Source organism: Leisingera sp. M527 (genome assembly GCF_025141525.1).
Lineage (GTDB): Bacteria > Pseudomonadota > Alphaproteobacteria > Rhodobacterales > Rhodobacteraceae > Leisingera.
The window spans coordinates 90945-104423 of record NZ_CP081037.1 but is presented as its reverse complement, the minus strand read 5'-3'; the positions used below and the strand labels follow the sequence as shown (position 1 = coordinate 104423).

General features: G+C 58.4%; 11 protein-coding genes and 2 pseudogenes. 6 read left to right on the top strand and 7 right to left on the bottom strand.

Going from position 1 to position 13479, the window contains the following annotated elements:
* Positions 1-258: 258 nt before the first annotated feature.
* The 3 genes from tnpC to tnpA form a co-directional block, all read right to left on the bottom strand.
* The gene (gene tnpC / locus K3555_RS00485; protein WP_260005211.1) at positions 259-1824 is read right to left on the bottom strand and encodes an IS66 family transposase; all 1566 of its coding nucleotides are present in this window, start codon (positions 1822-1824) and stop codon (positions 259-261) included.
* Positions 1825-1892: 68 nt separating this feature from the next.
* Complete coding sequence (tnpB, locus tag K3555_RS00480; protein WP_260005213.1) at positions 1893-2246, bottom strand: IS66 family insertion sequence element accessory protein TnpB; 354 nt, start codon at positions 2244-2246, stop codon at positions 1893-1895.
* A complete protein-coding gene (gene tnpA, locus K3555_RS00475; protein WP_260005214.1) occupies positions 2243-2680 on the bottom strand; it encodes an IS66-like element accessory protein TnpA in 438 nt (145 codons plus the stop codon). The genes tnpB and tnpA overlap by 4 nt, the downstream gene beginning before the upstream one ends.
* Before the next feature lie 90 nt (positions 2681-2770).
* On the opposite strand from tnpA, the pseudogene K3555_RS00470 reads away from it, so the two are divergent.
* A pseudogene (locus K3555_RS00470) lies at positions 2771-2890 on the top strand (GntR family transcriptional regulator); the annotation flags it as partial.
* 16 nt (positions 2891-2906) lie between these two features.
* On the opposite strand, the gene K3555_RS00465 reads toward K3555_RS00470, so the two are convergent.
* Positions 2907-3812: a LysR family transcriptional regulator gene (locus tag K3555_RS00465; RefSeq protein WP_260007007.1), complete on the bottom strand. Its 906-nt coding sequence runs from the start codon at positions 3810-3812 to the stop codon at positions 2907-2909.
* 143 nt (positions 3813-3955) lie between these two features.
* Between K3555_RS00465 and K3555_RS00460 the strand changes: the two genes are divergently transcribed.
* Positions 3956-4276, top strand: a complete 321-nt coding sequence (locus K3555_RS00460; protein WP_260007006.1) for a monooxygenase — start codon at positions 3956-3958, stop codon at positions 4274-4276.
* A 47-nt stretch (positions 4277-4323) separates the two neighbouring features.
* Here the strand turns inward: K3555_RS00460 and K3555_RS00455 are convergent, their stop codons facing one another.
* The gene (locus K3555_RS00455) at positions 4324-5247 is read right to left on the bottom strand and encodes a LysR family transcriptional regulator (RefSeq protein ID WP_259993009.1); all 924 of its coding nucleotides are present in this window, start codon (positions 5245-5247) and stop codon (positions 4324-4326) included.
* Between the two features lie 108 nt (positions 5248-5355).
* Here K3555_RS00455 and K3555_RS00450 point away from each other — a divergent pair, with 108 nt between their 5' ends.
* The 4 genes from K3555_RS00450 (at position 5356) to K3555_RS00435 (ending at position 10436) form a co-directional block, all read left to right on the top strand.
* Positions 5356-6354, top strand: a complete 999-nt coding sequence (locus tag K3555_RS00450; protein WP_260007005.1) for a TRAP transporter substrate-binding protein — start codon at positions 5356-5358, stop codon at positions 6352-6354.
* 81 nt (positions 6355-6435) lie between these two features.
* Entirely contained in the window at positions 6436-6918 is a 483-nt protein-coding gene (locus K3555_RS00445) for a TRAP transporter small permease (protein WP_260007004.1), read from the top strand.
* Complete coding sequence (locus K3555_RS00440; protein ID WP_260007003.1) at positions 6915-8315, top strand: TRAP transporter large permease; 1401 nt, start codon at positions 6915-6917, stop codon at positions 8313-8315. Before K3555_RS00445 ends, K3555_RS00440 begins: the two co-directional genes overlap by 4 nt.
* Positions 8316-8318: 3 nt before the next feature.
* Positions 8319-10436 (top strand): N,N-dimethylformamidase beta subunit family domain-containing protein, encoded by a 2118-nt coding sequence (locus K3555_RS00435; protein WP_260007002.1) that lies wholly within the window; start codon positions 8319-8321, stop codon positions 10434-10436.
* 552 nt (positions 10437-10988) lie between these two features.
* On the opposite strand, the gene K3555_RS00430 is transcribed toward K3555_RS00435, so the two are convergent.
* Together K3555_RS00430 and K3555_RS00425 are read right to left on the bottom strand one after the other, a co-directional pair.
* Positions 10989-11876 (bottom strand): DMT family transporter, encoded by an 888-nt coding sequence (locus tag K3555_RS00430; protein ID WP_260007000.1) that lies wholly within the window; start codon positions 11874-11876, stop codon positions 10989-10991.
* 372 nt (positions 11877-12248) lie between these two features.
* A pseudogene (locus K3555_RS00425) lies at positions 12249-13467 on the bottom strand (IS91 family transposase).
* Positions 13468-13479 lie beyond the last annotated feature (12 nt).

The window sequence follows — 13479 nt, the reverse complement described above, 5'->3', positions numbered from 1 at the left end:
GAGCAACTGGTCAGATCTCTGAAGGCGGTCATTCAAAGTTTATAGGCAAGTTCTGTCGGGTAGCAGAAACGCCGGAAATGCAGCAGCATCCGGATTTTGCTTCGCCGTGCCGATTGCCGGTTCGAGAGATCATTTTTGCATCTTAGGCGACAGTAGATTGCCGAGACTTATAGGTCGCGCACGCCACTACGCGACGCCTTTCAACAGCTTGCCCTGTCTGACCTGGCCGAACTGATCCGTAAGCGCTTCGGCGCCCCCCTACACGGCGCGGCTTGACGAGAGAGAGAAGTTCCAGGGCATAAGGTCGTCGATGCGGCTTTTGGGATGACCGTCGAGCAACGCGCGCAGCGTGTCGGAGAGGTAGCTGACCGGATCGACGTCGCACATTTTGCAGTTCGCGATCAGGCTGGCGAGCAATGCCCAGTTTTCAGCACCAACCTCATGCCCGGCGAAGAGCGCATTTTTCCGTGTTAGAGCAATTTTCCTGATCTGGTTCTCGACCGGGTTGGTGTCCAGTTCCAGACGGCCATCTTCCAGGAACCGCGTCAGTCCGGGCCAACGCGTCAGGGTGTAGCGGATGTCCTCGGCAAGCTTGGACGAACGCGGAATGCGCGACAGCTGCGCCTCGAGCCAGGGCCTGAAGGCCGCGATGACCGGCGCGGAGAGTGCGCGCCGGGCGGCAAGCCGGGCTTCAGCAGGCAGGCCGCGCACGGATTTCTCGACGGCATAGAGCTCGGCAATCTGGCGCAGAGCTTCCTCTGCAATCGGTGAGCCGCCCTTTTCGAGCCGCTTCACAAAGCGCCGGCGCACATGCGTCCAGCAATGGACGAGCATCCATGGGCCCTCGGCCCGGTCGACCTTGGTGAGCTTATCATAGGCTTCATAGCCGTCGCATTGCACGAATTGCCCGCGATAGCCCTCGAGGAAACGGAGCGCATGCACGGCGCCCCGGCCGGGCGCGTAGTGGAACATCACCACGGGCGGGTCGGCACCGCCATGGCCCCGGTCATCGGCAACGATGGCCCAAAAATAGCCGGTCTTCGTTTTTCGCCGCCCAGGATCGAGTACCGGCGCGCGGGTTTCATCCATGAATACCCGGTCCGCGCCCTTCAGCCGCTCCTTCAGGTGATCTGCAATGGGGCGCAGGTGGAAACAGGCGCGCCCCACCCAATTGCCAAGCGTCGCCCGGTCCAGCGTGATCCCTTGCCGAGTGTAGATTTCCGCTTGGCGGTAAAATGGAAGGTGGTCGCCGAACTTGGCCACCATGACCTGTGCGATCAGCGCTTCGGTGGGCAGGCCGCCGGGCACGACATGTTCCGGCGCATGCGCCTGGACCACCGCGCCGGAACAGCGGCGGCAGGCATATTTGGGGCGCCGTGTGACCAGCACGCGGAGCTGGGCGGGCACAACGTCCAGCCGTTCGGAAACATCCTCGCCGATCCTGGCCATCTCGCCGCATCCGCAGGGGCACAACGTGCTCTGTGGCTCGATGATCCGCTCCACGCGGGGCAGATGCTTTGGGAGATGCCCGCGGTTGCGGTTCGGCGGGCCGCTCTCGGCAACGCCTTGCCCCTTCAGCGCGCGCCGCGCCTTCTCCTGCGCCGCTTCCAGCACGCCCTGTGCCAGTTCCACATCTTCAAGCGGCAGATTGAACTGCTCCGGATCGAGCTTTTCGGATTTCCGCCCGAACGTCTCCCGGCGCAGCTCGCTGACAATGCTCTCCAGCCGTTTCTGGGCCTCAACCGCATCCGCCAGCGCCGCCTCGGTCTCGGCGAGGCGGGCCTTCAGACGGGCGTTTTCTTCGGCCAGGGCGGTGTCGGTCATGGCTGCGATCAAGCACATGGGCGAGATTGCCACCACCGTCAAAACAAGGCTGAGTCACTCAGCCGCAGCTATCCTGCCAGTTCCGGCCGCCGCACGCGCTCGGGGCGGACAAGCCGCCAGTCGAGCCCCTCGAACAGAGCCGAGAACTGCGCGGGAGACATCTTCATCACACCGTCCTGTGCCTTGGGCCAGACGAACTTCGCGCCTTCCAGGCGCTTGTGGACCAGCACGATACCGGTCTGGTCCCAGACCAGGACCTTGATGCGGTCGGCCCGTTTGGCGCGGAATACGAAAGCCGCGCCGCTGAACGGGTCGAGTCCCATCGTCTCCTGAACCAGCAGCGCCAGGCCGTCTATGCCCTTCCGGAAATCCGTCGGGCGCGTGGCTACGTAGATGCGCAGCCCACCAGCCGGCGAGATCATTGTGTTGCCGCCCGGATCGCGCGGATCATCCGGGTCAAATGCGCTTCGCCGATGTCCGGCGGCACCCGCAGGGTCACGCCGTCCACCACCATCTCGATCCTGCTGGACTTAGCCGCGCCGCCGCGCCGTTTCGGGCTGGGCTCAGGTCGCGCCGGCTTCGGCTCCACAACAAGCGCCGCGAACATCGGTTCGGCAGCCGTCTCTGCGGGCAGAGCCAGCGCGCCGGCCATCAGCTTCTTGCGCCAATCATAGACCTGCCAGCGGGTCACCGCGTGCCGCCGCGCAACATCAGCAACCTTTGTTCCGGGCACCATGCTTTCCACAGCGATCCGCGCCCGCTCAGCCTCGCTTCGGAAACGCCGGCCCGACCGTCCTTCAAAAACTTCCATCCTGCCCGCGTAGCCATCCGTTGAGCCGTCTAAAGAGACGTCCATTTTGCCGTCCTATCCTGTCTCACTTCGACAGCAGGACTCGCACAGCCAGCGTCAGCGCGGCAGGAGGGGATCGACGAAGCGCTTACACTGATCCCGCGCCATGGTGCCATTATTCGTAGGCCCGGACCGGCGGAACTAATGGAGATGTTCGAGGTGATGGCAGAGCTGGAGGCCGTTTGCGGTCGGCTGGCTACACTGCGGATCTCGGAAGAGACGCCAACCTCAATCAGGAACGGCCCATTTTTCGGGCCTTAACGAAATTTATAAATGCCTGAAGGCGCGCCGGTACATTCCGTTTAGATAAGTAGTTGAGTGAAAAGCAGGGAAGCATTTCAAGGCTCTTTGGAAGAACCTCTATCAGCCTGCCACTTCGAATTGCAGGTTCTGCGGAAGCCGAAAACAGATAGGCTAGACCAAGGCCTGCTTCTGCGTATCTCAAGATCGAGTTCACGTTGTTGGAGATTACTCGCGGCTTTGGCATAACCGTGATCGGGCCTTCGCGGGTCCTGAACACCCACGGAGCCAATTTTTCTGAATCCCCGAAAGCAAAACATATCCCCTCGTGGCGCACGATATCATGAGGGAAGTGTAAGGGCCCGGCCTCCACTAGGTAGGACGGCTGAGCGACCACCTTCATCTCATGGGGCGGACCAATCGAAATAGCGTAGGTATCCGGGTCCAACAATGTTTCGACACGTATGGCCGCATCAATGCCGCTGGTCAACAGATCGACTTTTCTTTCGTCATAGATCACCTCTATGGCCAGTGTCGGGTACAAAGCCGCAAAATCAGAAATCGCTGTGTCTAGAAACAACTGACCAGTGCCAACTGGCGCGCTGAGACGGAGCGTACCGGTCAGCCCTTCCCTGAATTCGTTGATTTCCTCAAGCGCGGTATCCAACTCGTCAATTGCGGGCAGGCTACGGCGATAAAGAGCTTCACCCGCACGCGTTAAGGAGATTTCGCGCGTAGTCCGCTCGAAAAGACGTACACCGAGCCGGTCTTCGAAACGTTGAACCGCCTCGCTGACAGAACCGGCCCCCAGCTTCAGGTTCTTTGCCGCCGCACGAAATCCATTTGCGCGCGCAACCTCGACAAAGATCGCCAGGTCATTGAGTCTGCCACGGCTCATCGTTCTATTTTTCTAACAAGGTGATCGGATAGTCAGTATTTTTCAAACGAATACCTTTCCCTAAGTTACTTGGCAATGACCTAGCGCAGAGCCTCCGGCAAGAGCTGTTAAAGCTAGGCCTGAACGGTAGAAAGGATAAGCTCATGAGCACAAAGAAAATCTGGGATCTTCACATGCGGGTCTCTGGACCGTTGAACGAGGAAGCTGCCGAAGGCATGCGTCAGCTTGCGCAAAGTATTGCAGAAGAGCCAGGGGTGATCTGGAAGATCTGGACGCGCGAAGGCGAGACCGACCGATTTGGCTCAACCTATCTCTTCCAGGATCTTGAAGCCTTGGAAACCTATAAGGCGATGCACTTGAAGCGGCTTGAGGCCTTTGGGGTGACCGATGTAACAGACTATGTATTCGATATCATGGAAGAGCTGAGCACTATCAACAATGCTCCGGTAAATGATCCGGATTGACCTGCTCCCCTCGAAGACAACTGGCCCCGCGCATTTCGGTTGCGGGGTCACGCATTACCGCTGGACGCTTGAACTCCGGCGGCAGAACCTTGCTGAAGGCAAAGGAATTCAACAAACCGGTTCATGGCGCCATTGCAGCTGGATTTCTTCCAAATCGCAATAGTTTCAAGTCTTTCCGTAATATCCTCAAAGGGAATGGAGACCAATCCTGGCGGTGGGGTACGGCAGGTGCTTTCGGCGAGAACCGTGATCCCCATGCGGCTGGCAACAAGCCCTAGGATGGCGGCAGAATTATAGGCTTCCTGGACGATATCAGGCATGAAGCCTGCCCGGCGGCAAAGCGGCAGGAAATGGTAGTAGAAATACTCCCAATCCTTAGCTGGACCATGCACAAACTGCTCCTTTGCCAATTCTTCCAGCCGGATGCTGCCACGGTGAGCCAAGGGGTGCCCTTCGTAGACGATACAGAGCAGGTGTTCCTGCTGGACGCTGACTGAGGCGATATCGGGCAAATTCACTGGACCAGTGACGAAGCCGACATCCAGCGTCCCTTCTTCCAAACGGTGCAGCTGTTCCGTGGTTACCCCATGAAGCGGTTTAAGTGTGATGCCCGAAAATTCCTGCTGAAATGTCTTGAGTAAATCGGGGAGGCATCCGCCTATTGCAAAATCCGTATACCCAATGCGCAGTGACCCGATCTTTCCCTGGTCTGCTTGCCGCGCATTTTCAACAGCGCGTTCCGTCGCCGTCAGGACACCTCGGCAGCCCTCTAGGAACACGCGGCCCGCTTCAGTCAGCACAGTGACCCGGTTGCTGCGCTCAAACAGACTTACCTTCAATTCGCGTTCAAGATGCTGAATTGCCCGGCTCAGCGCCGGTTGTGCGATGTTCAGCCGGGCTGCAGCCCGGCGAAAATGCTGTTCTTCAGCGACGGCAATGAAATAGCGGATGTGCCGCAGACCAATATGCATGATGCCGTCCAGTTATCAATTATGACTTAATTGATATAATACCTGCATGTATTCCTGTGCCAAGCTTTCTGCAGATCCAAAGACACAACACTTCTGGGAGGAAACCACATGTTTGAGGGAAAGCTACTGCCAATCCTGGCTTCGGCAGCCATCGTAGCAGCATCGGCGCAAAGCGTCTGGGCCGGTAATGTAACCATCAACCTTGGCTATGCTGCTGCCGAAGGCAGCTCCTACAGCGTATTGGCCGACAAATTCGAGGACCTGGCCGAGGAGTATTCCGGCGGCACTGTAGATGTGCGCGTCCGGTGCTGCGGCCAGCTGATGGGCGAGGATGAAGCGTTTAAGGCGATGCAGCTGGGCACCGTCGACATGCACATTATCACCGGCAACAACATCTCACCGCATTTCCCTCTAATGGACGCCTTTGTGCTTCCCTATGTCTTCGAGGACAAAATCCATGCTTACAAGGTGCTGGAAGGGGAAGTCGGCACTGGATTATCCAATCAGCTGCATACCGCAACCAATGTGCATTTGCTGACATTCGGCTTTGTTGGCGACAGGGATTTTTATAACGCCCGCAATCCGATCACCAAAATGGAGGACATGGCCGGACTGAAGGTGCGTGTGCCAAAAAACCAGGTGATGATCGACACATTTGCGGAATTCGGTGCCGCCCCAATTCCGCTGCCCTGGGCCGATACGCCAACCGCGTTGCAGACCGGCACGGTAGAAGGGGCGGACAATGGCACCTCATTCATCAAGTCCCAGAAGTTCTACGAAATTATGCCGCATTTCACGGTGCTTGAGCATTTTTCGTACTTTTCGCCGCTGTTTGCTAGCGACCGGATCATGAACAAGCTGGACGACGCGCAGCGCGATGCCGTGATGCGTGCGGCGCGGGATGCCGGGCTGTATCAGAAAGAGGAAATGGGCAGCCGGGTTGCAGGCATCCGTGCCTTCCTGACTGGTGAGGGCGGCATGCAAACCGCCGAGTTTGAGCGCTCCGGCTTCCTTGCCGCGGGCCAGCGGGTGCAGGATCGTTATGCCGCCGAAAAAGGTGATGATTTCAAAGCACTTCTGGCGGCTATCCGCGCAGCAGCCGACTGACAGGCTTCTCCCTGACTGCGGGTACGTGCGCCACCCTTCATGTGCCCGCCTTTTTAACTTCTGATGTCAACGGAGGTAACGATGCTGTCACGTCTCGACCGGTATTTTGAGGAGATCCTTTGCACATTCTTTCTGTGCATGGTGGTCGGCTCGGTTCTCATGCAGGTGGTGCTGCGATTTTTCTTTCATTCCGCGGCTGCCTGGGCCGAAGAAACCGCCGTCTATGGCATGATCTTTGCGGTCTATCTCGGGGCGGCGATGGCAGTCCGGGACCGGGCGCACATCCGCATCACCCTGCTGGTCAGCCGCCTGCCGCGCAGTCTTCAAATCTGTTCCGTAGTTCTGGCCGACGCGCTGTGGCTGGGGTTTTTGATCTTCATGATCGTGCAGACCGTCACCTATACACAGCTTCTGTTCCAAGTGACCTATCAGACCCCCGGCCTGGGGATCGAACAGCGCTGGGTGCAAATGTTCATTCCCATCGCCTTCTGCCTGATGCTGTTCCGCATGCTGCAGGTCTACTGGCGCTGGCGTGCCGACAATTGGAAAGGACTGCCGCTATGAACGAAGCATCCATGGAAAAAGCTGTTCCCCGCACATCTTTGACTGCTGTTTCGGTGCTGGTGGTTCTGATCTTGGCACTGGTCCTGGCCATGGTTGCAGGTGCGAACGGCCCGGTCATGATGGCCATAGTATTTGTAGTCACCATGGCCATCGGGGTTCCCATTCCCTTTGCTGCAGGTATTGCCACAGTGGCAGGGCTGCTGATTGCCGACATCCCGCTGACACTGATGGCGCAAGCGGCCTGGACGGCGTTTGAGCCTTTCCCGCTGGTCACTATCCCGCTGTTCATCCTTGCGGGCCAGCTGATGGAGCAAGGCGGCATGTCCGATAAGCTGGTCGCCATCGCCCAGCGCCTTGTTGGGGCCTACAAAGGCGGCATGGGACTGGTCACGGTTGTTGCCTGCATGTTCTTTGCCGCCTTGTCTGGATCTGGACCGGCAACCACCGCGGCGATCGGTTCGATCACCATTCCAGCCATGCAAGAAGAGGGTTACCGCTCCCGTTTCGCAGGTGCCATCGCCGCCGCTGCTGGGGCACTTGGCAGCATGATTCCTCCGTCCAACCTGCTGATCATTTTTGCCTTGGTCACCGATGTGTCGATCCCTCGCCTATTTCTCGCAGGCATCATTCCGGGCGTCGTGCTGGGACTAATGCTGATGGTCGTGGTGTTCGTGATCTCACTGCGCAACGGGTATGGCGGCACCGGTGAAAGATTCCGCTGGGGACCACTGCTCGAAGCTCTTTGGGAAGGCAAATGGGCCGTGATGGCGCCTGTGATTATCCTGGGCGGTATTTATGCCGGCATCTTTACCCCGTCCGAGGCAGCCGGTGTTGCCGTGGCCTATGGTTTCTTTGTCGGGCTGTTCATCTACAAGGGGCTGACTTGGAGCAAACTGTTTCAGGCCTTCAAATTCACCGCCATCGTTATCGGCACAATCTTGTTCATTCTCGGCTCGACCAAGGCCTTTGGCCAGCTGGTCACGATCTTTGACATCCCGTCGTCGGTCCTGGATCTGTTCCAGAATCTGGCAGCCTATCCCTGGCTGGTGATGCTGCTGATCGGCGTGTTCTACATCCTCGTCGGCATGTGGCTGGAGAGCATTCCGCAGATCATTATTTTTACCGCCGTGTTTTTCCCGCTGGTAACCAGCCTGGGCATCGACCCTGTGGTCTTTGGCATCTTCACGGTGATGACCTGCGAAATCGGCTTTCTGACGCCGCCCCTCGGGGTCAACCTCTTTGTCGCGGCCCGTATCAGCAGGATCTCCATTGAGGAAATCTCTGTTGGGGTGCTGCCGCTGCTGATCCCCTATATCGCAATGATCCTGCTGCTGGTCTTTTTCTCCAGCTGGGTCACTTTCCTTCCTGATCTCGTCTATGGCGAACGCTTGAGGTAACCCATGAAAACCATTCCCCTTATTGGCTACAGCGACCGGCTGTCCGCGCGCCCTGGCGAGAGTATCGCATTCAAAATATCTTCCGAAGCCAAAGGCAAAGTCACGGCCCGTCTTTTCCGGTCCATAAGCGCCGACCCCAACCCAGCAGGACAGGGGATCGTAGAGGAGGATGCCTCAGCCTATTTCGATCCGATCCAATTCCTGTCCCGCAAGCAGAACTTCCACAGTGGATCATACGGGCTGGCGAAAGAGGCGGTATCTGCACCGGCTACAACGGATCTTACCTTCAGCGCTATTGTACTTGCGACTAAGCAGACAGGTAAGCAGCAGGTGGCGCTGGCCTGCGGCGGCTATGAACTCGCGTTGGCAAATGACGGCAGCGCTAGTTTCTTGGCACCGGATGGCGCAGTGGCAACCGGCCAGCCGCTGACCCTTCGGCATTGGTACCGGATCACTGGCCGGATCAGTGCAGCTGGAGACATCAGCATTACCCAGACGCCGCTTGGACGCAGTTTTGAAAATGAGATCATGTCGAATGGCCATGCTGTCCCGCCAACGGTGCTGGCGGGGCGGCCTTCAGTTGCAGCCCGCCTTCGCAATGGACAGGCTTCAGATCATTTCAACGGCAAGATCGAAGATCCATCAATTCTGGCCAACGGTGCACCACTGGCTGCCTGGGACTTCTCGCAAGGGATATCTTCAACGCAGGGGCACGCGACAACGGGGCCGGACTTGGGTCTGATCAATTTTCCAGCGAGAGCCATGACAGGCTCCCGCTGGGACGGCTCTGAGATGAACTGGCGGCACCGCCCGGATCACTATGGCGCCATCCATTTTCACGAAGACGATATCTATGACTTTGAATGGGAAACCGATTTCAGCTTCAATGTGCCGGCAGACATGCCATCCGGTGCTTATGTGATGCGGATCGAGGCAGACGGGCTGGAAGACGCCATGCCCTTTTTCATTTGCCCGCCGCTTGGCCAGCCGCGCGCCAAACTCTGCGTGCTGGTGTCAACCTTCACCTACACGATTTATGGCAACCATGCGCGGCCGGACTATGAACCGGAGTGGCAGAAACGAAATACAGAGTGGAATGCCTACCCGCACAATCCGGCCGAATACCCGCAGTACGGGCTGTCCACCTACAATTACCATTCTGATGGGTCCGGCATCTGTCACGCCTCGCATCTGCGGCCCTTGTTCAACCTGCGCCCAGGCTTTCTGACCTTCGGGAGCACTTCCTGCTCTGGGCTGCGGCACCTGCAGGCCGATAGCCATCTGCTCAGCTGGCTGCATGCCAAGGGGATTGACTATGACATTGTGACAGATGCTGAGCTGCACAACGACGGCGTTGCCGCGATTGCCAGCTATGCAGCCGTCACCACCGGCAGCCACCCCGAGTATCACACAACGGAAACCTTGAATGCTCTGCGCGATTACCGCGATGCGGGAGGTTCGCTCAACTACCTGGGCGGCAACGGATTCTATTGGCGTATAGCTGTGCATCAGGAAAACCCCGGCCTATTGGAAATCCGCCGGGCCGAAGATGGAATCCGGGCCTGGGCTGCAGAACCGGGCGAGTATTACAACGCCTTTGATGGCGGTTACGGCGGCTTGTGGCGCCGCAACGACCGCCCGCCGCAAGAGCTGGTCGGCATTGGTTTTGCCGCGCAGGGGGAATTCCATGGCGCCCCCTACCAGCGCACCTGTACTGATCCGGCATATGACTGGATTTTTGACGGAATCGAGAGTGATGTCCTCGGAGACTTTGGCTTCAGCGGCAATGGCGCCGCTGGGTTCGAACTGGACCACTGCGACACACGCCTGGGCACCCCCCCTGATACAGTGATCCTCGCGCAGTCGTTCTCCCGCGAGGGTGAGTTCATGCTTGTGCCCGAGGAGCAGCTCACGCACCTTACAAACCTGAGCGGCGGCCCGGAAGCTGACATGCTGCGCGCAGACATGGTTTACTTGGAGCTGCCCGGCGGCGGCTCGGTCTTTTCGACCGGTTCGATCACCTTCTGTGGCAGCTTGCCGTGGAATGGCTTCAACAATGATGTTTCCCGCCTCCTTGAAAACATCCTGTGTCATGCTTTAGCAAAAGGATGCCCCCAGTAGGAATTGCATTTTAGAGGCTGGCGCGCGCCAACAGGCTTTGTTCCGGGCGCCCGCGCAAGATCCGCAACTCAATAGTTGAAATCAACCGCGGCGAACGGACGGATTAGAAATCCACTCACTGACGTGGTTATGAAAGATCGGTTTGGAGGAAAGCACTCTGCACACCAGGCAGCGGACGCGGGCGCAAACCAGTATGAGTGTCTTCTGCAAGTGCATTCGGCGCAGCGGCGTTAGTTCGCATTGTCCCGCGTTTTTCGTATCCAAGCCGCTTGCGGCGAAGGTACGGTTGTCTCGAGGCCCCCGAAACTAATTTGCAATGATTGCTTCGGCGACCCGTGCTGTTGTGCGGCAAGTTTGCCGCCGCGTGTGCGAACGGCTGCTGCACCAGCAACTATCGTGCGAGCAAAAGGCAAGTTTGTCCGCTCACTGCTAGTCCAAGCCCGACCAAGCGAACGGCCTCTGTCTCAGAGATCCGCCATTCAGGCTGGGCGCGGTGAACCTACGGCATGAGTCCATAATAACTGATGCTGCGTTCTGCACGAACGGCTGCTTTCAACGGCGCATACTGTTCAGGACCAATCCCAGCACAACAAAGCTGCCACCCCAAAGATGGTAGGTTTCAATCCTCTCACCCAACAAAAGAACGCCAAGCGCACCTCCAAAGAACGGGACCAAATTGTTGTATGGGGCCGCGATAGAAGGTCCGACACGCCTTGTTCCCCAATTCCAAGCAAGGAACGCTAAAATGGAAGGGAACAGCGCGAAATAAACCATCGACCATGCAACTAAGGGGGTGTCGGGCATCGGAACAATACCTCCGCTTGCAACCGCTAAAGCAGCCAATACCAAACTGCCTATCACCACCAGCACACCGAGAAATGACACTTCTGATAAGCCCGCAGGTTTCAAAGGCAACGACACGCAATATCCGGCCCACGCGAGTGCGGATACGATTGCCCAAATATCACTACTTGCGATCTGGAACGCGAAGAGAGCCTCTAAACTTCCCCTGAATACCAAAACAAGCGCGCCCAGTAGGCCAAACAATACTGCCGCTGCACCAACCAATCCAACCCGTTCTTTCCAGACAAAGGACGAAATCAGCACGATCAAGACTGGCGCGACGGAGAGATAAAGGGATGCGTTAAGTGCCGTGGTCTGAGCTACAGCCATAAACAGCGTTGCTGGATACACGACGACGCCCAATGCTGAAATCAGTGTCAGGCGCGGTAGGTTCGCTCGGATAATTGACCCATGCTGATCCCATTTTAAAATTAGATAGGCAGCGAACAGAACCGCGCCCGGTCCCCACCTCCAAAGAGTGAGCCAAAGGGCCGATCCTTCGCTCAAGCCAAATCGGCCAACCGCATAGGAACCGCCCCATGCAAGACATGCAAAAACAAGAAAAAGATGTGCGGCAATAGATGAGTTGTTGGTCATACGCCGCAGATACCAGCCTTTAGAAGAACATGGCATAGTGAAGTTGTTATTTAATGCGGGCCAGTTGGTTAGGTTGGGCTTGGCGGGGTGGCCCGCGTTGACAAATCTGACAAGGTGGAAGCCGCGGGATGTGTATGCTGCGCTATGGGGAAAGCGCAGGCATCCGCCATGGATATTGGTGGAATTTTCGCGGGGTTTGCTGAGCTTGGGCGATTGGCGGCACGGCCTTTGGGGCAGTGTCCGGAAACTTCGCGGGTCTTGCCGGGGCGGTTTTCATCGTCTTGAGCTGCGAGCACGGGCGCAGGCCAAAGCGCACCGTTGGCCAGCATGGGAAGTTTCTGATCTCAGAGTGGTTGTGAGACGGGCTTTTCATCATGCGGCCTGCAATCTTGGCGGTGCCCGGGATCGCGGAACCTCGCCGCTCCGGAAGGTTTCGATGATGCGCATGGTCCGCCGCAATCGGGGCATGGTTCGCGCAGGGTCAGGGGTTCTTTGAGGCCGTCTTCTGGCTGGTCCGGTTCGCCAGAGCCCGCCGTTCCGAGAACCGCGCGGACCCGGGCGACTTTCTCTTTGCGACCACTGCCCGCGAGGAAGCCATAGTGCCGGATGCGGTGGAACCGGCCGGGGAGGACATGGATCAGAAAGCGGCGGATGAACTCGTCGGTTGAGCCGCATCACCTTCATCCGGTCCCCGCGCTTGATCCGGTAATCCTTCCAGCGGAACGCTACGGTGTCGGCGTCAGCGCTGACCAGGCGATGGTTTGAGATCGCCACGCGGTGTGTGTACCGGCTCAAATAGGCAAGCACCGCCTCCGGACCACCGAAGGGCGGTTTGGCATAAACAACCCAGTCGATCTTGCGCAGCGGGGCCGACCATTCAGCGAAGGCGGGTGCGTCTGCCAATCCCACAAGTTCTCCGAAGAGTCTCAAGTGCCCGGCACCGTGCAGCGCCATCAGCCCGTCCAGAAACAACCGCCGGAACAGCCGCGACAGCACGCGTGCATGCAGAAAGAATCCGGGCTTGCACGCGACCCACCGGGTGCCGTCCGGCGACAGGCCGCCACCCGGGACGATCATGTGGATGTGGGGATGATGGGGCCACGCCGGAGGCGTGCTTTCAGCACGACGCCGAGCCCCAGGTGTGCAGCACGCTGGTCAAGCCGACACGGGCGCCGAGGCGCTTGGGATCGGCGGCGATTGTCATGACCGTTTGAGCGGACGCTTTGAACAGCAGGCTATAGAGCGCCCGCTTGTTCCAGAGAGCAATCCGCGCAATCTCGGCCGGTAGTGTGAAGACCACGTGGAAGTACTCCACGGGCAGAAGGTCCTCGGCGCGTGCTGCCATCCAGTCTCGCGCCGCTGGTGCCTGACACTTCGGACAATGCCGGTTCTTGCAGCTGTTATACGCATTATGCTGGTGGTTGCACTTGGTGCAGGCCGCCACATGCCCGCCGAGCGCCCCCGTTCGGCAGGCTTCAATCGCTGACATGGCCTTCAACTGCGCCAGGTTCAGATGCCCGGCATTGGCCCGCCGATAGGCAGGACCGTGGATTCGAAAGATGTCAGCAACCTCCAGCTTCGGGCGCGGCACTGCCCGCGCGCG